This is a genomic window from Stappia sp., assembly GCF_048261845.1.
Classification (GTDB): Bacteria; Pseudomonadota; Alphaproteobacteria; order Rhizobiales; family Stappiaceae; genus Stappia.
Genome location: NZ_JBLXFR010000036.1, coordinates 1 through 21,915 on the forward strand (window position 1 = coordinate 1; position 21,915 = coordinate 21,915).

A 21,915-nucleotide genomic window follows, 5' to 3' on the forward strand; every position below is an offset into this window, starting at 1 on the left:
GACGTCGCGGCCCGCGGCCACTACGGCAACGGCAAGGTGCAGGTCTCCGGCGACACGGTGAAGAACGCCGGCGCCGCGCCGACGCAGGAAGCGCGCGAAAAGCTCATCCTGGCGGCCGGCAACGTGCTCGGCATCGGCAAGGTCGAGGAGGAGATCGCGGTCTCCGAGGCGGCTCCCGAAGCCGGTTTCCACACGGTGGAGAAGGGCGACACCTTGTGGGCGGTCTCCAAGAAGGCCTATGGCGACGGCTCCAAATACATGGCGATCTTCGAGGCCAACAAGCCGATGCTGTCGGACCCGGACAAGATCTATCCCGGCCAGGTGCTGCGCATTCCGGCGCTCGGCTGAGCCGTCCCCGGCGATCTTGGGATCACGATTTCGTGAGGCCGTGCCGCAAGGCGCGGCCTCATCCCATTTCCGCTGCGTTGCATTGGTAAGCGATTCCTTAATTCTTTGCCCATAAGGTCCGGCCCTGGTTGGTAAGGGGGCTTTGGACCAAAGAGAGAGCGATGTTTGCGCGCGTGTTGTCCGCTATCTGCATGATGTTCGTCGCCGCCTGCGCGGCTTTCGATTTTCCGGACCCGACGCCGGAGGATTTCGCCATCCATGGCATCGACGTCTCCCGCTACCAGGGCGATATCGACTGGAACCGGGTGAAACGGGCGGGCACGGAATTCGCCTGGATCAAGGCGACCGAGGGCGGCGACTATGTCGACCCGAAATTCATGGACAACTGGCTCCTGGCCAAGGCCGCCGGCGTGCCGCGCGGCGCCTATCACTTCTATTATTTCTGCCGGCCGGTGGAAGAACAGATCTCCTGGTTCATCCAGAACGTGCCGGTCGACCCGCAGGCCCTGCCGCCGGTGCTCGACATGGAGTGGAACGCCCACTCCAAGACCTGCCGCGAGCGGCCGCCGCGCGATCAGGTGATCGCCGACATGCGCAAGTTCCTGGAAGCGGTCGAGGCGCATTACGGCAAGCGGCCGGTGATCTATTCCTCCGTCGATTTCCACCGCGACCGGCTGGTCGATGCCAAGCACCGCTACGATTTCTGGCTGCGCTCGGTGGCAAGCCACCCGGACCGGAAATACGAGAAGCGCAAGAACTGGGTGTTCTGGCAGTACACGGCGACGGGCCGCGTCGACGGGGTCGAGGGCAATATCGACCGCAACGTCTTCTTCGGCACCCGCTCGCAATGGCGCCAGTGGCTCAGGGGCGAGTTGAACAAGTAAGCCGGAACGGACAGGGCGCGGAGCGGGCGGCGGAAGCTGTCCAGCCCGCGCCGTCAGTTGATGGTGTCCATGGCGACAGGTTCACTCGACCTTCCTGAGAAGGGGGGTCTCTCTAGAAAATAAACAATTGAATTGATGCTCTTTATCACGCCGACCTGATCATAATTATATCCCTTGACGATATATATCTTATCTACGCTACTCCCCTCATGTAAGGGGGCGTGCCGGCTCGCATAAGCGAAAGAATTTTCGAAGTGCCATCTCTCGAATACGCAAGACATTATACCCTTTCGCGTATTGTCGATAAAAACACCATCGGACCCATGTGTTATGGGGCGCATATCTGCGATAAGTTCATCAATAGAATCTTTTCTCAATTGTTTTTTATTGTATCTCCTGCCGAGGTATTCCCTAAATCTGAAACTTACCGCTCCGTTAAAGGTGCTCTGATAGATGTTCTTGGATAAATTCTTCAATACAGGCGCTATAGGATGGAAACTCGCACCATCTGGCAGGCTATCAACCCACTGGGAAAGCTGTGGCCAGTCGTTCCACTGAATATGACCAAGTATTAAGGCGGACTGACATCTAACGTAGGGGAGTCCTCCCTTCGCGCGGCCCGGGTTCAGCCAACTTGGATCAACTGTAAGCCCATCGAAGCCTTTCGCTTTGACACTCGCAAACGGGCGCAGATCCGGACTTTCTGTCGCTGCCCGCTTTTCGGAAGCCTTGAACGCTCTCCTGTCCGTTCGGGTCATCGGCTGAATGCGGACAAACTCTACATGGCTGTCTTCACCGGCAAGACTTGAGCGGGTCGGATAGTACTCGATCTGCTCCAACCGTCGCCAGTTGTCGGTCCACAGCACGGGTACGAGATCGCCGGGCTCGAGCGGCGGGTTCTTCCATGCGTGGCCTTCGTATTCGGCAGTCCAGCGGCACGCGTCAGGCGTCTGCACATAGACCGCCGCGTCGCTGCCGGGAACCTTGGCGCCTATCACCGGAGGGTTGGCGTAAACTTTGCCGCTCCAGCCGCCTGGATCTGCAGACGTGTTCCAGGAACGGGTGCCAGTGCATTTCACCACCCGCTCGATGGTGACCGGCACGCCGTCGACTTTCACATCCACCGCATACCGGAAATAGACCGGATACCTCGGGTCATTCTGCGAACATGCCGCTGCCAGCAGCAGGGCGGAAAGGCTCAGGGCCGCCACCGTGCGGGGCGGCGGAGCGAAGCGCGGGCGTCGGGTCTTCTGGGTGTCTCGCAAGGGCGTGGCGGCCTGACGGTGGAATGAACTCCTTCCTTCATGCCGCGCCGGAGCGATGCGCGCAAGACGTGTGGTGTCACACCCCTTGCGTGCGGTTGCAGATAGTGCAGACAGGCTTAACCGCAGGGGCGTTCCGGTCCCAGACCCCTCACGCCGCTGCTGCCGCCCGCGCGCCGACGATCTCCACCACTTCCGTCATGATGTCGGTGAGCTGGAAGTTCTTCGGCGTGTAGACGGCCGCAACCCCCATCGCGCGCAGCTGGCTCGCGTCTTCTTCCGGGATGATGCCGCCGACGACCAGCGGAATGTCGTCGATGCCGGCGGCGCGCAGCCGCTCCATCACGTCGCGCACCAGCGCGAGATGCGAGCCGGACAGGATCGACAGGCCGATGACATGCACGTCCTCCTCCAGCGCGGCGTTGACGATCTGCGCAGGGGTCAGGCGGATGCCCTCGTAGACCACTTCCATGCCGCAGTCGCGGGCCCGCACGGCGATCTGCTCGGCGCCGTTGGAATGGCCGTCAAGGCCTGGCTTGCCGACAAGGAATTTCAGCCGCCGGCCGAGTTTCGCCGACACGCTCTCCACCGCCGCGCGCACCGGGGCAAGGTCCTCGGCGTCAGCGCGCGCCGCCTTGCCGACGCCGGTCGGGGCCCGGTATTCGCCGAACACCTCGCGCAGCGCCGCGCCCCATTCGCCGGTGGTGACGCCGGCCTTGGCCGCCGCAATCGACGGCTCCATGATGTTGGTGCCCTCGCTTGCCGCCCGCTTCAGGTCGGCGATGGCCTTTGTCACGGCGCCTTCGTCACGCGCATCGCGCCAGGCCTTGAGTGCCGCGACGGCCTCCGCCTCGACATGTTCGGGCACGGTGAGGATGCCGCCATCCGCGCCGCCGGCGAGCGGCGAGGGCTCGCTCTCGGTGAAGCGGTTGACGCCGACCACCACCTGCTCGCCCGCCTCGATGGCAGCAAGGCGGGCCGCGTTCGAGGCAACCAGCGCCTGCTTCATGTAGCTCGATTCCACCGCCGCGATCGCCCCGCCCATCTCCTCGATGCGGGCAAGCTCGGCGCGGGCCTCGCTCTTCAGCGCCTCGACCTTGCCGCCGATCACCGAGGAGCCGTCGAAAATGTCCTCGAACTCCAGAAGGTCGGTCTCGAAGGCGAGGATCTGCTGGACGCGCAGCGACCATTGCTGGTCGAAGGGGCGCGGCAGGCCGAGCGCCTCGTTCCAGGCGGGAAGCTGCACGGCCCTTGCGCGGGCGTTCTTCGACAGCACCACGGCCAGCGCCTCGATGAGGATGCGGTAGACGTTGTTTTCCGGCTGCTGCTCGGTCAGGCCGAGCGAGTTGACCTGCACGCCGTAGCGGAAGCGGCGATATCGCTCGTCCTCAACGCCGTAGCGGGTCAGGCAGATCTCGTCCCACAGCTCGGCGAAGGCGCGCATCTTGCAGATCTCGGTGATGAAGCGCATGCCGGCATTGACGAAGAAGGAGATGCGCCCGACCGCCTGCGGAAAGTCATCGGCGGGAATGGCGCCCGACGCCTTCACCTCGTCGAGAATGGCGATGGCGGTTGCGAGCGCAAAGGACAGTTCCTGCACCGGCGTCGCGCCGGCCTCCTGCAGGTGGTAGGAGCAGACGTTCATCGGGTTCCATTTCGGCATCGCGCCGTAGGTCCAGGCGATGACGTCGCGGGTCAGGCGCAGCGAGGGCGCCGGCGGAAAGACGTAGGTGCCGCGCGACAGGTATTCCTTGACGATGTCGTTCTGCGTCGTGCCTGAAAGCAACGCCCGGTCGGCGCCCTGCTCGTCGGCGGCGGCCACATAGAGCGCCAGCAGCCAGGGGGCGGTGGCGTTGATCGTCATGGAGGTGTTCATTCTCTCCAGCGGGATCTCGGCAAACAGCGCCCGCATGTCGCCGAGATGGGCGATCGGCACGCCGACCTTGCCGACCTCGCCGCGCGCCAGCGCGTGGTCCGGGTCGTATCCGGTCTGGGTCGGCAGGTCGAAGGCGACCGAAAGGCCGGTCTGGCCCTTGGCGAGATTGTTCCGGTAGAGGCGGTTTGAATCGCGCGCGCTCGAGTGGCCGGCATAGGTGCGGAAGATCCACGGCTTGTCGCGCCGGATCGTGCCTGCAGCCGGTGCCGTAGCGGCTTCCGGGGTGGCTTTCGTGGGGGTGGTTGTGGATTTCTCGCCCATGGAGCACTCCTCGCGCCATCGTGCCCGTGGCGGCGGCCTCATGGCGCCGCATGACCGGGCATCTTGCTGATTTTTCTCGGCTCCCCGTTTCCCGCCGGGGGCGCCGTCCTCCCGAAAACACGCCGCTTGGGGCGCTCGCACTCGCACTATTTCTAGGTGCAATGCAAAAACACTCTTGGGCAAATGCGCCAATTAAGCAATAGTCCAATAGCGTGACGCCACTTTTTCGCACGATAGTTTCGTGAATGGGCGTATCGAACGGCTCTGGCATGATGCGTTGCAACATGGGGGTGGCGGGAGACGGCGTTGCGAACGGGATGTGCGGTCACCGCATCCGGGACGGTTTGAAAAGAACGGGAGGACATGCTGGAAATGGGCAATGCTCAGCAGGCAAACGACAATCGCGAGGCGGAGGATCGCCCGGTGAAGGACCTTTACGAAATCGGCGAGATCCCGCCGCTCGGCCATGTGCCGAAGACCATGTACGCCTGGACCATCCGGCCCGACCGGCACGGCCCGCCGGAAGAGGCGATGAAGCTCGAGGTGGTGCCCACCTGGGAGCTGGACAGCAACGAGGTGCTGGTGCTCGTGATGGCCGCCGGCGTCAACTACAACGGCATCTGGGCCGGTCTCGGCGAGCCGATCTCGGTGTTCAAGGTCCACGACACGCCCTATCACATCGCCGGATCGGATGCGTCCGGCATCGTCTGGGCGGTCGGCTCGAAGGTGAAGCGCTGGAAGGTCGGCGACGAGGTCGTCATCCACTGCAACCAGGACGACGGCGACGACGAGGAGTGCAATGGCGGCGATCCGATGTTCTCCTCGTCACAGCGGATCTGGGGCTACGAGACGCCGGACGGGTCGTTCTCGCAGTTCTGCCGGGTGCAGTCGCAGCAGCTGATGCCGCGTCCGCAGCACCTGACCTGGGAGGAGGCCGCCTGCTACACGCTGACGCTGGCGACCGCCTACCGCATGCTGTTCGGTCATTCGCCGCACCAGCTGCGTCCGGGCCAGAACGTGCTCGTGTGGGGTGCGTCCGGCGGTCTCGGGGTGTTCGGCATCCAGCTCGCGGCGGCGGCCGGTGCCAATGCCATCGGCGTGATTTCCGACGAGGACAAGCGCGACTACGTGCTGTCGCTCGGCGCCAGGGGCGTCATCAACCGCAAGGACTTCAACTGCTGGGGCCAGATGCCGACGGTCAACTCGCCCGAGTATAACGACTGGCTCAAGGAAGCGCGGCGCTTCGGCAAGGCGGTCTGGGAGATCACCGGCAAGGGCAACGATGTCGACATGGTGTTCGAGCATCCCGGCGAGGCGACCTTCCCGGTCTCCTGCCTGGTGGTCAAGCGCGGCGGCATGGTGGTCTTCTGCGCCGGCACGACGGGCTTCAACCTGACCTTCGACGCCCGCTACGTGTGGATGCGGCAGAAGCGCATCCAGGGTTCGCATTTCGCCCATCTGAAGCAGGCCTCGGAGGCCAACAAGGCGGTGATGGACCGGCGCATCGACCCGTGCATGAGCGAGGTCTTCCCGTGGGAGGACATTCCGCGCGCGCATACCAAGATGTGGAAGAACCAGCATGCGCCGGGCAACATGGCGGTGCTGGTCAATGCGCCGACCACCGGCCTTCGAACCTTCGAGGACGTGCTGGCGGCGGGCGCCAAGTAGCGCCCCTCCGCAAGGCATCCTGCGACAGGCTTCGCCCGGCGGCGTCCGGGGCCGGGCGAAAGCTTGCCGTCAACGCTTTTTCAATCGCGACGGCTTAAGGAATAGGCGTGCGGCCGCGACGCGGGCCGCGCGCCGGACGTCCGCCGGAAGATGCCGGTGCGGGCGCCGGGCTCCTTTTTCCTCGCCCCGCGGCGCGCGGGGCATTATGAGGGCATCATGACCTCTCGTTTCAGTCTTGCCTGCCTCGCCCTGACCGGGCTGCTCGTTGCCGCCTGCATGCCCGAGCGCAGTGTCGCGCCGCCCTACTACAAGGACATGGCGCGGGTCGACGCTTCCGTCGACGCGGCTTCCGCGCAGCAGATGATTTCCAGCTATCGCCAGTCGAACGGTGCAGGGCCGCTTGCCGTCGATCCGGCCCTGATGCGCGCGGCCCAGGCCCAGGCCGACGCCATGGCACGGGCAGGCGACGTCAAGGCGTCGCTTGCCGCCGGAAACGGCCTTGCCGCACGGCTCGGCGCCGTCGGCGAGACCAACACCTATGCGGTGGAGAATGTCAGCGCCGGCTACCGGACGCTGGCCGAGGCCTTCTCCGGCTGGCGCGATTCGCCCAAGCACAATGCCGTCATGCTCGACGGCAGGGCGACGCGGATGGGCATCGCCACCGCCTATGCCTCGGGCTCCAAGCACAAGGTGTTCTGGTCGCTGGTGCTCGCCGCCCCGCCCACGGCCCGCTGAGGACGGCAACGGTGCTTGAGCCTGCCGCGTCCTTTTCCGAGCTGACCGACCGCTTCCGCTGGCAGGTGCCCGCCACCTGCAACATCGCGGAGGCGGCTTGCGGTCGCTTCGCCGCGAGAGAGCCGGACCGGATCGCCTTGCTGCACCGGCGCGAGGACGGGGAGACGGAGCGCTGGAGCTACGGCGCGCTGCAGGCGGCCTCCGGCCGCTTCGCCAACGCGCTGGCGGCAAAGGGCGTGACGCGGGGCGACCGGGTGGCGCTGCTCCTGCCGCAAGCGCCCGAAACGCTGATCGCGCATCTTGCCATCTACCGGATGGGCGCCATCGCGGTGCCTCTCGCCAGCCTTTTCGGCGCCGAGGCGCTGCGCTACCGGCTGGAGCATTCGGGTGCCGCGGCGATCGTCACGGATGCGGCCGGGCTTGCCAAGGTCGAGGCGCTGGGCGATGCGCTTGCGGACTTGCGCCTGCGGGTCGTCACGGGCGCCGTGAGCGGCGCGCTGCCCGAAGGCACATCTGGCTTCGATGCGCTGCTTGCCGCAAGCCGCGAGGGGTTCGACAGCGTTGCGAGCGGCCCCGACGATCCGGCGCTGATGATCTACACATCCGGCACGACGGGCCAGCCGAAAGGCGCGTTGCACGGTCACCGGGTGCTTGCCGGCCACATGCCGGGCATCCAGATGTCGCAGGATTTCATGCCGCAGTCCGGCGACATCCTGTGGACGCCGGCCGACTGGGCCTGGGCGGGCGGTCTTCTCAACGCGCTGTTTCCCGCCCTCAGCCTCGGCGTGCCGGTGGTCTCCCACCGGTTCGATAAGTTCGATCCCGAGCGGGCTTTCGCGCTGATGCAGGACCACGGCGTGCGCAACGCCTTCATCCCGCCGACGGCCTTGAAGATGATGCGTGCCGTCGCCCGCCCGCGCGAGCGCTTCGACCTCGTGCTGCGCAGCCTCGGCTCGGCCGGCGAGGCGCTCGGCCGCGAGGCCTATGACTGGACCCGCGAGGAACTGGGGCTGACGGTCAACGAGTTCTACGGCCAGACCGAATGCAATGCCGTCATCGCCTCCTGCTCGGCCATCGGCGTCAGCCGGGCGGGCGCCATCGGCAAGGCGGTCCCCGGCCACGAGGTGGCGATGCTCGGCGAGGACGGCAGGGTGCTGTCCGCCGGCGAACAGGGCCAGATCGCGGTGCGCCGTCCGGACCCCGTGATGTTCCTCGGCTACTGGAACGATCCGGCCGCGACGGAGGCCAAGTTCATCGGCGACTGGATGACGACCGGGGACCAGGGTGTCATCGACGAAGACGGCTATGTCCATTTCATCGGCCGCGACGACGACATCATCACCTCGGCCGGCTACCGGATCGGTCCGAGCGAGATCGAGGACTGCCTGCTCGCCCATCCGGCGGTGCGGCTCGCTGCCGCCGTCGGCAAGCCGGATCCGCTCCGGACCGAGATCGTCAAGGCGTTCATCGTGCCGGCCGACGGCGTCACGCCGGATGATGCATTGGCCGAGGATATCCGCGGCTTCGTGCGCACCCGGCTTTCGGCGCATGAATATCCGCGCGAGGTCGCCTTTGTCGACGCGCTGCCGATGACGACGACCGGCAAGGTCATCCGCCGGCTGCTGCGCGACGAAGGCTAGGTGGCGCGACAGGTTGCGTCGCCGACCGGCGGGAGACGCGGCGGTGCATGCAGTGCAGGCGGGACTTGTCCCCGTTTGCCCCGGAAAACGCGAAACGAACCGGGATTTCGCGCAAAATCAGATCAATTTCCGAGTTATTTTGCGCGGATTTTTGCGGAATTTCGCAGATATTGCACGCAATCGAGGACAAATTCGCGGCAACCGGGGACAAGTCCGCCTGTGCCGGCAGGGCGGATATATCTTTCAAGAAAATTTTGAAAGAGGCTGCGATTGTTTTGCATTACCAATAGACGGGCGCTGTTCCTGCAGCCCAGCAACGGGAGAATCCGGTGAGTTCGAGCACGCATCCGCCGTCGTCCGCGCCGTCATCCGTGCCGGCGCCCTCGGGCATGGAGCGCGGCGCCTTCGTCGCCCGCTTCGGCGGTGTCTTCGAGCACTCGCCCTGGATCGCGGAGCGGGCGCACGCAGCCGGGTTCGGCGCGGGCGCCGACAGCGCGGAGGGGGTGCATGCGCTGCTTGTGGCGCAGTTCCGCGCGGCCAGCGCGGACGAGCGGCTCGGGGTTCTGAACGCCCATCCCGATCTTGCCGGCAAGCTTGCGGCCGCACGGCGGCTGACGGCCGAATCGACCGGCGAGCAGGCGTCGGCCGGCCTCGATGCGCTGACCGATGCCGAGCGCGCCCGCTTCACCGAACTGAACGAGCGCTACACGGCCCGCTTCGGCTTTCCCTTCATCCTGGCGGTGAAGGGGAAGAACAAGGCCGAGATCCTGGAGAATTTCGAGGCGCGGATCGGCAACGACCGCGAGACCGAATTCGCCACCGCCTGCGCCCAGGTGGAACGGATCGCATTGCTGCGGCTCAAGGACATGCTTCCCGGCTGAAAGGCCGGACCAAATCCGGCGCCCGGAACCGCGCCGCATCGCACGAGGACCGACGATCATGACGTCTCATCAGCCGGACAGCCGTCCGGACTTCGCCCGCAAGGACATCAACCTCGCCTCCGCCGGCCTTGGCGCCGTGGCGGTCTCGGTGACGGACGACTTCTTCGCCGAGGTCGGCCGAATGCTCGCCGACGATGCGGCGGTTTTCTATCCCGACCGCTACGACGACAACGGCAAGTGGATGGACGGCTGGGAATCGCGCCGCCGGCGGGGTCCGGGCCACGACATGGCCGTGGTGCGGCTCGCCGCGCGCGGCCGGATCACCGGTTTCGACGTCGATACGGCGCATTTCACCGGCAATTACCCGCCGGCCTGCCGCATCGAGGCGGCCGTCTGCGCCGGCGATCCGGACGGCTCCACCCAGTGGACCGAACTGCTGCCGATGTCGCCGCTCGGACCGAGCGCCCATCACTATTTCGCCTGCGGTGACGCCGGCGTGTGGACCCATGTGCGCCTGCATATCCATCCCGATGGCGGCGTCGGACGCTTTCGCGTCTACGGCCGGCCCGAACTTGACCGGGCGGCCGCCGGCGGGGCTGAGCTCGACCTTGCCTCGGCGCTCAACGGGGCGCGGATCGTTGCCTTTTCCGATGCCCATTACGGCGCCTATCACAGGATGCTGGCGCCCGGGCGCGGCCTCAACATGGGCGACGGGTGGGAGACGCGCCGCCGCCGCGAGCCGGGCCACGACTGGATCATCGTCGAGCTGGGCGCGCGCGGCACGATCGAGAGGGCCAGCGTCGACACCGCCTTCTACAAGGGCAACTTTCCGGAGAGCTGTTCGATGCAGGCGGCGGATCTTGGTGCGATGACCGGCGACCTCGACCAGGCCATCGTCACGTCGTCGATGTTCTGGGAGGAACTCGTCGGGCGCACGAAGCTTTCCGCCGACGCGATCCATGACATCGGCAAGGCGGACGTCAAGCCGCTCGGCCCGGTGACCCATGTGCGGCTCAACATCCATCCCGACGGCGGCATCAGCCGTCTGCGGCTGTTCGGCAAGCTCGCCTGAGACACCCGCAACCGCCAAGGTTGCCAATGGATCCCGGCTCTCCGGCTTCGCCTGCGGCCGGGATGACGGCCGAAAGGTTGGCGGGGCTGGTGTCTTGCCGCCCCGTCGGGGACATTTGCCCTCAGCCGTCCTTCTGGCGCGAGAGGTAGAGCTGCACCACGAACATCGCCCAGACGATGTTGGCGCGGCGCTTGTCCCCGGCGAGGAAATCGTCCCAGAACAGGCGCACGAGGCCCTCGTCGAGAATGCCGAGGCGGGCGATCTCGGCGGAGGAGAACATGTCTTCGGCCAGCGGCCGAAGCGGGCCCTTCAGCCAGTCGGCGGAGGGAATGCCGAAACCGCGCTTCGGCCGGTCCCAGAGATCGCGGGGCACGTAGCGGCCGAGCACGGCGCGCAGGATGCCCTTGCGCTCGCCGCCCATGGTGCGGATGCGGTCGGGCAGCGAGAGGGCAAAGCGGACAATGGCCGGATCGAGGAACGGAACGCGGGTCTCGAGCCCGTGCGCCATTGCCGCGCGGTCGACCTTCACCAGGATGTCGTCCGGCAGGTAGTGGACGAGGTCGAGCATGCTCGCCTGTTCGAGCACGCTCCAGTCGCGTTCGGCGGCAACCGTCTCCAGCAGCGGATGGACCTCGCGCTGGCTGCCCTCGACCAACCGGTGGGCGGTGTCGAGCAGGGTGAACTTGCGTTCATAGGCGGCAAGGGCGGTGTCGGCGGACAGTTCGGCCAGCTTTTCCTCCAGGCGAACGCGCAGCCCGGCCGGGCTCCGGGAGCCGATGCGGCTCCAGCCGAAATGTTCGGCCGGTGCGACAAGGCCGGCAAGCTGGGCCGAGACATAGGCGCGCCGCGCCAGCCGGCCGATCCGTGCTCCGGGCGATCCGCTCCACTGGCGGGCGATCGAATGGTAACGTCCATAGCCGGCAAACAACTCGTCCGCCGCATCGCCCGACAGGCTGACGGTGACCCGGGTGCGGGCAAAGCGGGCGACCATGTAGGTCGGGAGCTGCGACTGGTCGGTGAAAGGCTCGTCATAGACGTCGGGCATCTGCGCGACGAGATCGCGTGCCTCTTCGCCGGAGAGGTAAATCTCGTTGTGACGGGTGCCGAGATGACCGGCGACGGCGCGGGCGAACTCGGCCTCGTTGGTCGACTTGTCATGGAAACCGAGCGAAAACGTCTCGACCGGCGTCGCGCTCAGCGATTGCATCATCGCCGCGATGGTCGAGGAATCGATGCCGCCGGAGAGGAAGGCGCCGAGCGGCACGTCGGAGATCATCTGGCGGGCAACGGATTCGCGCAGCAGCGAATCGAGCTGGTCGACAGCCTCCGCCGCGCTGCCGGAAAAGCGGTTGGCGCGCGCTGTACGGGCTTCATCGAGCGTGTCCCAGAAGCGCGTCTCGCGCCAGGTTTCCGGGGTCATCCGGCCGGGCGCAAGTTCGACGCAGGTGCCCGGCGTGATCTTCACGACCCCCTCGAAGGCGGTGCGCGGGGCGGGGATATAGCCATGGCGCAGGCACTGGGCGATCGCCTGCCGGTCGACCCGGCCGTGCCAGCCCGGATGGGCCTTCAGGGCCTTGATCTCCGAGGCGAAGGCGATCTCGTCGCCGAACAGGGCGACATGCAGCGGCTTCTCGCCGAAACGGTCGCGGGCAAGCGTCAGGGTGCGTTTCTCGCGGTCCCAAAGCGCGATGGCGAACATGCCGGTGGCGCGCTTCAGGGTCCCGGCGAGACCCCAGGCGGTGACGCCGGCGAGCAGCACCTCGGTGTCCGAATGGCCGCGCCAGGCAGGAGCCTTGCCCTCCTCCTCCAGGTCGCGGCGCAGGTCGAGATAATTGTAGATCTCGCCATTGTAGGTGATGACGAAACGGCCGCAGGGAGAGTGCATCGGCTGGGCGCCGGCGGGGGTGAGGTCGAGGATCGACAGGCGCCGGTGGACGAATGCGATGCCGGCCGCCTCGTCGCGCCAGATGTCGCCGGCATCGGGCCCGCGATGATGGATGGCCTGGTCCATCGCGGCGAGCACGGCACTGTCGCGCGGGCTGGCCGCGTCTGGTCCGAAGATGCCGGCAATTCCGCACATGGGGCGTTCCGTTCCGCTGTGATCCGGCGCGGTCCTGCAGCACAAGGCCACGGGCGCGTCTGGTTGGGCGTTCCCTTAAATCATTCGGGGGAAAACAGCACTTTGTTTCTCGGACTTCCTGGCAGACGGGAGGCACCTGCGCGGGTGCCGCGAAAGGTCTTCCCTATTCGGCGGCTTCCGCCGTGAGCGCGGGTGCGTCGGCGCGGCCGATCCAGTGGTCGAGGAAATCATCGAGCCAGGCCTTCACCGCAGGGTCGAAGGCGAAGCGGCCGGCGAAATGGTCGCGCCGCTGGCGGGCGCCGGGCAAAGCCATGCGCGGGGCGGCGCGCGTCGTCCAGCGCACCATCATCTGGTAGGTCAGCTCGGGATGGAACTGGATGCCGTAGGCGGCCGGTCCGACGCGGATCGCCTGGTTGGGATAGGTGTCGCCGCGCGCCAGCAACTCGGCGCCGGCGGGCGTGTCGAAGCCCTCGCGGTGCCACTGGTAGACCTTGCCCGGCCAGGACATCATCCGGCGGCCGGCATCGGTCGGATGCAGGTTGTAATAGCCGATCTCGACGAGTTCATCGTCGTGACCGCGAACCCTTGCGCCAAGGTTGCGGGCGAGCATCTGGGCCCCGAGGCAGATGCCGAGAAACGGTTTTTCCTCGCGCAGCGGCACGTCGATCCAGTCGATCTCGCGGGTGATGAAGGCGTCGGTGTCGTTGGCGCTCATCGGTCCGCCGAAGATCACCGAGCCGGCATGCCCGGCGAGCGTCTCCGGCAGCAGGTCGCCAAAGCGGGGGCGACGGATGTCGAGGGCGAAGCCGCGCTTCACCAGTTCCTGGCCGACGCGGCCCGGCGTCGAGGTTTCCTGATGCAGGACGACGAGGACCTTGGGCCGGCCTTCAAGTTGCTTGGGATCGAGGATCATCGGTCCAGTCTATATTGCATTGCAAGGACGCGTCGAGGGCCCAAAGGGTTCAGGCCTCCTCGTCGCCGGATCCGGTGGGAGATGGCGCCTCGCCGGCCACCTTGCGGCGCAAGGCCAGCCGGTCGCGCGAGGAAATGCCAAGCAGTTCGGCGACCCGCCAGACCGTGTTGTCCTCGAACTCGTGCACGGTGCCGTCGGCATAGACGAGCTCCCACATCATCTCCAGGACCTTGAGGCGCTCCTCGATCTCGAGGTTGCGCTTCAGCACGGAAGTGAAGCCGTAAAGGTCGACCGCCTCGTTGTCGCGGCGCGTCGCGGCCTGGATCAGTTCGGCGGTCATGTCGGGCGTGAGCTGGTAATTCTGCTTGAGAACCTCGGTCAGCGCGGCGCGTTCGGCCTCGTCGACCACGCCGTCGACCGAGACGATATGAACCAGCAAGGCGGCGGCCGCGAGGCGGTGATCGTCCTCGGCAAACGTCATGCGGCCATCCTCGCCGGTGACCGCATTCCGCAAAAAGCGCTTCAACGCAGAAAACATATGCCCTCCAGAGCCCGTACCGTCGTCGCGCAGCATCGGCAATTGGCGGACGAATGTCCATGCCGTCCCTCGTTTCTCGGACGGTTCGGCCATGCTGTCGACACGCTTTCGCGTAGACTGCCGGTGATTCGCGCTTTCTGGAGATACGCCTTGAAACGCCTGCTGGTCGGCCTTGTGTGCCTGCTTTCCCTGCTTCTGGCGGCCGCCTTCGTGGTGCCGCTGCTGCTGCCCAAGGACGCGATCCGCGCCGAGCTGATCGCCCAGATCGAACAGCGCACGGGTTGGCGGCTGCGCCTTGACGGGCCGGTCGGACTGTCGCTCCTGCCCGGTTTCCGGCTGACGGCGGAAGATGTCGGCATTTCCGTCGGCGGAGCCGGGGAGTTCGCCCGGGCCGGCGAGGTCGATTTCGGCCTGGCCTGGGGCGGGCTGTTCGGCGGTGAGGTGCGGCTTACCCATGTGGCTCTCGAACGGCCGGCAATCTCGCTGGAAATCGGCGAGGACGGCCAGCCGAACTGGGGCGTTGCGAGTGCTGCAGAGGCGAGCGGGCCGGCAAGCGGGGCCGGGTTTCCCGTAGACCGCTGGAGCGCGGCGACACAGGCGATCTCCGAAAGCAATAGCGAGGGCGGGGCCGAGAGCGCCGAAGCGCTGCAGCAGAGCGCGGCGGAGGCCTCCGGCGGCGACGGCTCGCAAGGGGCCGAGGTCGACGGGCTCGGGCTGGCGCGCATCGGCGTCGACCGGCTGACCATCGAGGACGGCTCCTTCACCTATCTCGACCGGCGCAACGGCGCGCGGCAGACGGCAGAGGCGATCAATGTGACGCTGCGCCTGCCGGCACTGTCGGGTCCGCTCGACATTGACGGCGAACTGACCCTTGGCGGTCTGGGGGACGGGGTCGTTCTGGAGGTGGCGGGCGCGCTGGCGGCGCCATTGAGGCTTGCCAATGGCGGCTCGAGCGGCATCGACCTGACCATCGACGGCGCGGGCGCGCGCGCCACCGCGACGGGAGACGTGGGGCTCGGCGATCCCAGCCGGCTGCGGGTCGCGATCGAGGGCGAGTCCCTGGGCGAGACGCTCGCCGCGCTGGGCAGCGCGCTGCCGCGCGACCCCGGTGCCTACCGGATGAACGCCGATATCGCGGCCGACGCGGCCCGGATCGACATCGCCAGCCTGACCGCCAACGTGGCGGGCGCGGAACTCAGGATGGCGGGCAATGTCGCGATTGGCGGCGCGGCGCCGGTGATCAATGCCGGGGTCGAGATTTCCAAGGCCAATCTCGCGACCCTTTTGACGCTTGCCGGGCGCGCCGAAGAGGCGCGCGGCACGATCGGCGGCTCGCTGAAGCTGTCGGCCAGCGGCGGCGACATGGCGACGCTTCTGGGAACGCTCGATGCGTCGGGCCGGCTGTCGCTTTCCGGCGGCGGCATCGACAAACTGCCGGTTCCCGCCCCGCTCGGCGAGGATGCGGGCGCGCGGCGCATCGACGATCTGGCGCTGGCGCTCGATTTCGCCGGGCTCGATGCCCCGGTGTCGCTCACCGGCGGGCTGACCTGGCGCGGCGAGACGTTCAGCGTCGAGGGCAGCGCCACCCCGGCGTTGATGATGGCCGGCATGCCGGCGCCGACGCGGCTGCGTGTCAGCGGTTCGCATCTCAAGGTCGGCTATGACGGGGCGTTGTCCCCGGCCGGCGACATCGACGGCGACGTCGTTCTGGAAACGGCCAACCTGCGGGCGCTGGCCGCCTGGCTCGGCTCGCCCCTCGCCCCGGGCGGCGGGCTGGGTCCCTTCAGCTTCTCCGGCCGGCTGGAGGCGAGCGGCGAGGCGGTGCGCTTTTCCGGTGCGAAGATCCGCCTGGACGACACGAACGGGCAGGGCGAGGGCGAACTGCGTCTTGGCGCGCGGCCGAAGCTGACGGCGACGCTCGACCTGGAACGGCTTGGCCTCGACCCATATCTGGGTGGTGCGTCCGGCGGTGCAGCGCCCCCGGGGGAAGCGCGCGTGCCGGGCGCGGAAGGCAGCTCCTGGAGCCGCGCGCCCATCGACTTCAGCGGCTTGCAGGCGGTCGACGCCGACCTGACGCTGAGCGCCGGGGCCATCGTCAGGGACAAGCTGGAGATCGGTCGCAGCCGGCTCGACGTCCGGCTCGAGGGAGGCCGGCTGTCGGCCGAACTCACCGAAATGGCGCTTTACGGCGGCCAGGGCACGGGCGCGGTGGTGCTCGACGGAACCGGCGGCATTCCCGAGGTGAGCGCGCGTTTCAAGCTGACCGACCTCAATGCCGGGCCGTTCCTGTCGGCGGCTGCCGATTTCGACTGGATCGAGGGCCGGGTGGGCTCCGAACTCGACGTCACGGCGCGGGGTGTCAGCGAATACGAACTGATCGCCGATCTCAACGGCACCGCAAGGTTCGACTTCGCCGATGGCGCGATCCGCGGGCTCAACATCCCGCGCATGGTGCGCGGGCTGACGGTCGACACGCTGCTTGGCTGGGCCGAGAACCCCAAGCAGAAGACGGATTTCTCCGCGCTCGGGGCAAGCTTCCAGATCACCCGGGGCATCGCCGCCTCGGAGGACCTTGCTCTCATCGGGCCGCTTGTCAGGATGAGCGGAGCGGGCCGCGTCGACATGCCCGAACGCAGCCTCGACTGGCGGCTGGAACCAAGGGTCGTCGCCAGCCTCGAGGGGGGCGCGCCTGTGCCGCGCGGCAAGGGCGAGGCGCGCGACCTGGAAGGGCTGGGCGTGCCGGTCGTGGTGCGCGGCTCCTGGGACCGGCCGCAGATCTACCCGGACATCAAGGGGATCCTGGAAGACCCCCAGGCGGCCTTGAAGCAGCTGGAAAGCCTCGGCGGCGGACTGTTCAAGTCGCTGGGCGGGGGAGCGGTGTCCGGGGGCTCGCTTACGGACGCGGCCACGAATGCGGCGAACGAGGCGCTTCAGCGGGCGACCGGCGGCAGCACCAATATCGACGTGCAGAAGGTGATCGAGGGCGATGTCGATGACAGCGAAGTGCTGGAGGCGGTCGAACAGGGCTTCGGCCTGCCGTCGGGCTTCCTCGGCTCCTTCGGTCTCGGCAAGCGGCAACAGCCGCAGCAAGAACAGCCCGAAAACGGCGAGGCCAGCGACAGGCCGTCGCCCTGAGCGGCGGCGCTCTGCCCGGTTTGCGTGCGGCTCCTAGCGGTCGCGCCAGAACTTGCGCACGCGGCGGGTCTCCTCCCACAGCGCGCGGGCGCTTTCCCAGGCGTGTTCCGCGCGTGCCTCGTGCCAGCCCATGACGAAGCCGGCGGCGAGCAGCGTGGCGGGGGGCTCCTTGCGCCCGGACCCGCTTGCGGCCAGCTCCGCCAGCTTGCCGGCCATGACCACGTCGTTGAGATAACCGAACACGTCCTGCAGGGTTTTCAGCCGGGAGAGGAACGGCTTGACCTTCCTGGCGGGAAACGCGGACCGGAAGAACTCCACCGTGTAGCGCAGCTTCTTGAGTTCCTTGCGCAGATCGTGGCGCTCCTCCAGCGTCAGTTCCTCGATGCGGGCGGCAAGCCGTGTCGCCGCCTTCCAGCGCTTGTCCAGTGCGGTTGCGGCGAATTCGGCGAGCGGCCTGTCGCCGACGGAAACGGTGTCCACGCAAACCGCATCGACTGACCCGGCCGCAAGACCGGAGGCGGGATCTTCTGCATTGTCCTGCCTGGCGACCTTGCGGCCATCGCCCTCGGCGAGCGCACCGATGCGGAAGAGAAGCGCGTTGACGGAAGGATCGGCCAGAGCCGCGCGCAGGGCAATGCGGGCCTTCTCCCGGCCGGACAGGACAAGGGCGGTCAGGCGGTCGGTGGCAAGCCCTTCGGGGGCGAACCCGGCGGCCGGGGCGACAATCTCCTCGGTCAGCACGTCGAGATCGCGCAGGTCGGCGACCCGGTTGGCAAGATCGCGGGCGGCCGCGTCGAGATCGGCGCGAATGTCGCTGTCGAGCAGGGCGTGATGGACCTTGAGGGCGCTGCGCAGCCGGCGCAGCGCAACCCGCAGCTGATGCGGACCTTCCGGGGCATCGCTGTCGAGCGCCACGTCGCGATTGGCGGCGATCTGGTCCATGCAGGAGACCAGAATGGCACGAAAAGCGGTCTCGGCCGTGTCGGTTTTCGGATCAAGGTCCACATCGCTGGCGGTCCTTGCTGCCGCAACCGATACCTCGCCGGCGGCAAGCGCATAGCCACGACCGGCCTTGGTAAGGGTGGAAAAACGCGCCGTCGCGGTGCCGGTGAGCGCGGCTGCAAGACGGAAGAGGTCGGCCGGGCGACCCTGCTTCAGCTCCAGTTCGGCCTCGTAGAGCGGCGCCAGCCTGTCGCCGGCACGGATCTCGCCGGCATCGAGCGCCATCTCGATCAGCGAGCCGTCGGCGGTCTCGAAGATCCGCGTGGTGCGCTTCATGACCGTTTCGAAGACCGGCTCGAGCGGCAGGCCGGCGATGAGGCGCCACAAGCCCTCGCGCAGGCCCGGGTCGGCGATGCGGGTGAGATCCGGGGCAGGCCCGGCGACGGGGACCTCCTCCTCGCGCGGCTTCGACATGCCGCCCTTGACGCCGGTGCCGGCCTTGACCGTCTGGATCCAGGCGCGGCCGACCTTGCGCACCCTGAGCGACCACTTCGCCTTGCGCAGCGCCCTTTCGGCATTGTCGAAATAGATCGAGCGGAGCGTGCGCGTTGCGGCACGGCCGACGGCGAAGCCCTCCGGCGCCGGTTCGCTCCGCAGGCGTTGCATGGCAGGCCGGGCCAGCTCCAGTTTCAGCTCGATTTCGCGTTGCGTAACAGTCATGAAGACCGCTCTAGCCGGTTTTTGTCGGGCTGTCCACAAAAGCGCACTGAGCGCGCCTTTATTTGCCGGCTAGCAATGGAGTCAGTCGATCGCGATCTGGTGGGAGAGGGTGGCCCCGTCGGATACCGTGACCTGGGTGAAGCCCATCAGCTTGCAGAAATCGAGAAAGGTGAGCTCGTGCGGCGCCTCGCTCTGCTGGAACAGCGGCGTGACGCGCGCCTGCGAGGTGAGGGCGGCGAGCAATGCCCGCATGCGGTAGATCGTGTCGTAGCGGTCCGGGCCGGTGGCGACGACGATCATCTTCTCGAACGCGTCGCCCTTGACGAAGAGGTGGTAGTCGGGGGCGATGCCTCGGGCGAGTTGCTGCTGCTCAAAGCCGGCGGCAAAGGCGGCACGCGAGCGCTTCGAGGCCTCGGCATGGACGGGTACGCGGGCAATATACGTCTCGCGCGAACTCGGCACCGGATAGTAGTAGCCGGCATGCAGGTCGGAGGCTGCGGCCGGCGCGGCGAGGGCGAACGCAAGGCCGCAGGAAAGCGAGACGAGCAGAAGCGCTCGCGCCGGAACACATGTCATCTTGCAGAAACTCCCCGAATGCCGCCAACAGCCTGCCAAGTGAAGCATCTCGCGCCGTCGTCCGCTACAGGCTTCTTTCCGCCGTCAGGACAGAAGGCTTGAGCAGCACGGAAATCCGGTGTCATCTGCGCTGGTCCGGGATGTTGCAGGAGGGCGGTGCCGTGCCCGTGATGGAATTCGAGAAGACCCGTGGTTTTCGCATCGCGGCCGTGGCAACAGCGCTGCTGCTGGCGCTGATCGCCACCGTGATCGTCGTCCACAACCGGCAGCAACAGGCGGCGCTGACCCATGTGCGCATCGCCGGGGGCGGCTTCCTGTTTTATTACCGGCTGGGCGAGATACGGGCCGGCATCACGGCGATCGTGCAAAAGCCGACGCCGTCGCAATCGCGGCTTGTGGCGGAGTTCGAGGACCCGGCTGGCGGTGCGCCGATCCCGGTCGAAGCCCGCATCCGCCATGGCGAGATGCGTTACGGGATGGAAACGCCGCCGCTCTCCGGTGTCGTCAAGGGACGCGCTTATGCGGTGACGGTGAAGCTCTACGAATATGGCGGGCAGGAGCCGCTGGAAATGCATGAAACGGTGCTGACCAGCGAACTGGACGACGCCGCCTCGCCGCAGGGGCCGCTCACGGTCGGGCCAGGTTACCATCGTCCGGTACCCGCCGATTGAGCGTTCCTGCCGCCGGACAGGATCGTCAGTCGCGGCGACGCGGCGCCTCTACGGCGGCGGTGCCGGTGCCGTCAAGCTCGCCCGGCTGCTTTCCGTAGGTGGCGAAACGGGCGATCACCTCGTTCATTTCCGCGTCCGAGAGGATGACGGGCTCGCCCATCTTTCGGGCGATCGCATATTGCCGGCACAGGGCCTCGACTTCACCGGCAAGCCAGAGCGCCTTGTCGAGGCGGGGGGCGAAGCAGATCATGCCGTGATTGGCGAGCAGGCAGGCGGAGCGGCTCTCCAGCGCTGCCAGCATCGCCCGGGACAGGTCCGCCGTGCCGAAGGTGGCATAGGCGGCGGTGCGCAGCGTCTTTCCCCCGGCAACGGCGACCATGTAGTGGAAGGGCGGAATCTCGATCCTCAGGCAGGAGAGCGCGGTGGCATACGGCGAATGGGTGTGGACCACGGCGCCGGCCTCGGGACGCGAGGCGTAGATGTCGAAATGCATGCGCCATTCGGAGGAGGGCAGCCAGTCGCCGGAATAGCTGCCGTCGAGATGGACGGGAACGACCTGCTCCGGTGTCATCGCGTCATAGTCGATGCCCGACGGAGTGATCAGGAACCCGTCGCCATGGCGCAGGGAGACGTTGCCGGACGTGCCCTGGTTGATGCCGAGCGCGTTCATCCGCCGGCAGGTCTCGATGACGGCAAGCCGTGCGGCGAGATCCTCTTGCGCGGAAGGGGAGGCGGAGGACGGGGAAACGGATGACATGGGCGGGCCTTCCGGCGGCCGGTTTTCCGAAGGGGTGTCTTCCGGGGGGCGTTTTCCGGAAGGCCTGCGTCTGGCCGATGGTGCCCCCGGTCCGACTCGAACGGACACTCCGGTTAGGGAAACGGATTTTGAATCCGTCGCGTCTACCAATTCCGCCACGGGGGCCCGCAGGAAACGGCGCGATCATAGCCATCGCGCCGATGCCGTCAATTGAAACATCCGGCCCGGACCCCTTGTGCACACAGGGCTATCGGATGCACCGGATTTTGGTGACAAGCGGCGCGCTTCCGGCTACTTACGCGCCATGTTGCGCCGCCTCTACGACTGGACCATGTCGCTCGCCTCCGGCCCCCGCGCGCCGGTGGCCCTTGGTGCCGTTTCGTTCGCCGAAAGCTCGTTCTTTCCGATCCCGCCGGACATCCTGCTGATCCCGATGGTGATCGCGCGGCGCGCCCGGGCGTTCTCCTACGCGCTGTTGTGCACGGTGACGTCGGTGCTCGGCGGGGCGCTCGGTTACGCGATCGGCGCCCTGCTGTTCGTCCAGCTGGCGCGGCCGATCCTCGGCTTCTACGGTTATCTCGACAAGTTCGAGGCGTTCAGCGCCAATTTCAACGAGTATGGCGCCTGGATCGTCTTCATCGCCGGCATCACACCGTTTCCCTACAAGGTGATCACCATCGCCAGCGGGGCGACGGACCTGAACCTGCTGGTCTTCATGGTGGCGAGCGTGCTGGCCAGGGGCCTGCGCTTCTTCGCCGTCGCCGGGCTGCTCTACCTGTTCGGCCCGCCGATCCGGCATTTCATCGAGCAGCGGCTGGGGCTCGTCTTCACGGTGTTCGTGGTGGGGCTGGTCGGCGGTTTCATCGCCATCCGCTATCTGTGACGAGGTTGACAGC

Annotated in this window: 17 protein-coding genes, 1 tRNA gene and 1 pseudogene; 10 read left to right on the plus strand and 9 right to left on the minus strand. The window is 67.0% G+C overall.

The window, feature by feature from the left end:
* On the plus strand, positions 1-348 hold a 348-nt coding region (gene lysM / locus ACN0T5_RS14440; RefSeq protein ID WP_417769308.1), incomplete at its 5' end, for a peptidoglycan-binding protein LysM.
* Between the two features lie 161 nt (positions 349-509).
* A complete protein-coding gene (locus tag ACN0T5_RS14445; RefSeq protein ID WP_417769309.1) occupies positions 510-1,232 on the plus strand; it encodes a GH25 family lysozyme in 723 nt (240 codons plus the stop codon).
* 53 nt (positions 1,233-1,285) lie between these two features.
* On the opposite strand, the gene ACN0T5_RS14450 is transcribed toward ACN0T5_RS14445, so the two are convergent.
* Together ACN0T5_RS14450 and ACN0T5_RS14455 are read right to left on the minus strand one after the other, a co-directional pair.
* Positions 1,286-2,497: a hypothetical protein gene (locus tag ACN0T5_RS14450; RefSeq protein WP_417769310.1), complete on the minus strand. Its 1,212-nt coding sequence runs from the start codon at positions 2,495-2,497 to the stop codon at positions 1,286-1,288.
* Between the two features lie 148 nt (positions 2,498-2,645).
* Positions 2,646-4,691: a methylmalonyl-CoA mutase family protein gene (locus tag ACN0T5_RS14455; RefSeq protein ID WP_417769311.1), complete on the minus strand. Its 2,046-nt coding sequence runs from the start codon at positions 4,689-4,691 to the stop codon at positions 2,646-2,648.
* A gap of 372 nt (positions 4,692-5,063) precedes the next feature.
* Between ACN0T5_RS14455 and ccrA the strand changes: the two genes are divergently transcribed.
* From ccrA to alc, 5 genes and pseudogenes are all read left to right on the plus strand, one after another.
* Complete coding sequence (gene ccrA / locus ACN0T5_RS14460) at positions 5,064-6,359, plus strand: crotonyl-CoA carboxylase/reductase (RefSeq protein WP_417769312.1); 1,296 nt, start codon at positions 5,064-5,066, stop codon at positions 6,357-6,359.
* A 216-nt stretch (positions 6,360-6,575) separates the two neighbouring features.
* Positions 6,576-7,094 (plus strand): CAP domain-containing protein, encoded by a 519-nt coding sequence (locus ACN0T5_RS14465; protein WP_417769313.1) that lies wholly within the window; start codon positions 6,576-6,578, stop codon positions 7,092-7,094.
* 11 nt (positions 7,095-7,105) lie between these two features.
* Complete coding sequence (locus ACN0T5_RS14470) at positions 7,106-8,734, plus strand: acyl-CoA synthetase (RefSeq protein ID WP_417769314.1); 1,629 nt, start codon at positions 7,106-7,108, stop codon at positions 8,732-8,734.
* A gap of 380 nt (positions 8,735-9,114) precedes the next feature.
* Positions 9,115-9,615 (plus strand): annotated as a pseudogene (gene uraD, locus ACN0T5_RS14475) (2-oxo-4-hydroxy-4-carboxy-5-ureidoimidazoline decarboxylase); the annotation flags it as partial.
* A gap of 58 nt (positions 9,616-9,673) precedes the next feature.
* A complete protein-coding gene (gene alc, locus ACN0T5_RS14480) occupies positions 9,674-10,687 on the plus strand; it encodes an allantoicase (RefSeq protein WP_417769315.1) in 1,014 nt (337 codons plus the stop codon).
* Between the two features lie 121 nt (positions 10,688-10,808).
* On the opposite strand, the gene asnB is transcribed toward alc, so the two are convergent.
* From asnB to ACN0T5_RS14495, 3 genes are all read right to left on the minus strand, one after another.
* Positions 10,809-12,767, minus strand: coding sequence for an asparagine synthase (glutamine-hydrolyzing) (gene asnB / locus ACN0T5_RS14485; RefSeq protein ID WP_417769316.1), 1,959 nt, complete (start codon positions 12,765-12,767; stop codon positions 10,809-10,811).
* Positions 12,768-12,930: 163 nt separating this feature from the next.
* Entirely contained in the window at positions 12,931-13,680 is a 750-nt protein-coding gene (locus ACN0T5_RS14490; protein ID WP_417769317.1) for a glutamine amidotransferase, read from the minus strand.
* A 49-nt stretch (positions 13,681-13,729) separates the two neighbouring features.
* The gene (locus ACN0T5_RS14495; protein ID WP_417769318.1) at positions 13,730-14,161 is read right to left on the minus strand and encodes a TerB family tellurite resistance protein; all 432 of its coding nucleotides are present in this window, start codon (positions 14,159-14,161) and stop codon (positions 13,730-13,732) included.
* A 207-nt stretch (positions 14,162-14,368) separates the two neighbouring features.
* On the opposite strand from ACN0T5_RS14495, the gene ACN0T5_RS14500 reads away from it, so the two are divergent.
* Complete coding sequence (locus ACN0T5_RS14500) at positions 14,369-17,353, plus strand: AsmA family protein (protein WP_417769319.1); 2,985 nt, start codon at positions 14,369-14,371, stop codon at positions 17,351-17,353.
* A 33-nt stretch (positions 17,354-17,386) separates the two neighbouring features.
* Here ACN0T5_RS14500 and ACN0T5_RS14505 read toward each other — a convergent pair whose 3' ends face one another.
* Together ACN0T5_RS14505 and ACN0T5_RS14510 are read right to left on the minus strand one after the other, a co-directional pair.
* Positions 17,387-19,015 (minus strand): CHAD domain-containing protein, encoded by a 1,629-nt coding sequence (locus tag ACN0T5_RS14505; protein ID WP_417769320.1) that lies wholly within the window; start codon positions 19,013-19,015, stop codon positions 17,387-17,389.
* Positions 19,016-19,096: 81 nt separating this feature from the next.
* Positions 19,097-19,591, minus strand: a complete 495-nt coding sequence (locus ACN0T5_RS14510; protein ID WP_417769321.1) for a hypothetical protein — start codon at positions 19,589-19,591, stop codon at positions 19,097-19,099.
* Positions 19,592-19,689: 98 nt separating this feature from the next.
* Between ACN0T5_RS14510 and ACN0T5_RS14515 the strand changes: the two genes are divergently transcribed.
* A complete protein-coding gene (locus ACN0T5_RS14515) occupies positions 19,690-20,262 on the plus strand; it encodes a hypothetical protein (RefSeq protein WP_417769322.1) in 573 nt (190 codons plus the stop codon).
* Between the two features lie 25 nt (positions 20,263-20,287).
* Here the strand turns inward: ACN0T5_RS14515 and ACN0T5_RS14520 are convergent, their stop codons facing one another.
* Positions 20,288-21,019: a class II aldolase/adducin family protein gene (locus tag ACN0T5_RS14520; protein WP_417769323.1), complete on the minus strand. Its 732-nt coding sequence runs from the start codon at positions 21,017-21,019 to the stop codon at positions 20,288-20,290.
* 78 nt (positions 21,020-21,097) lie between these two features.
* Positions 21,098-21,184 (minus strand) — tRNA-Leu (locus ACN0T5_RS14525).
* A gap of 139 nt (positions 21,185-21,323) precedes the next feature.
* Between ACN0T5_RS14525 and ACN0T5_RS14530 the strand changes: the two genes are divergently transcribed.
* Positions 21,324-21,902, plus strand: coding sequence for a YqaA family protein (locus ACN0T5_RS14530; protein ID WP_417769324.1), 579 nt, complete (start codon positions 21,324-21,326; stop codon positions 21,900-21,902).
* Positions 21,903-21,915 lie beyond the last annotated feature (13 nt).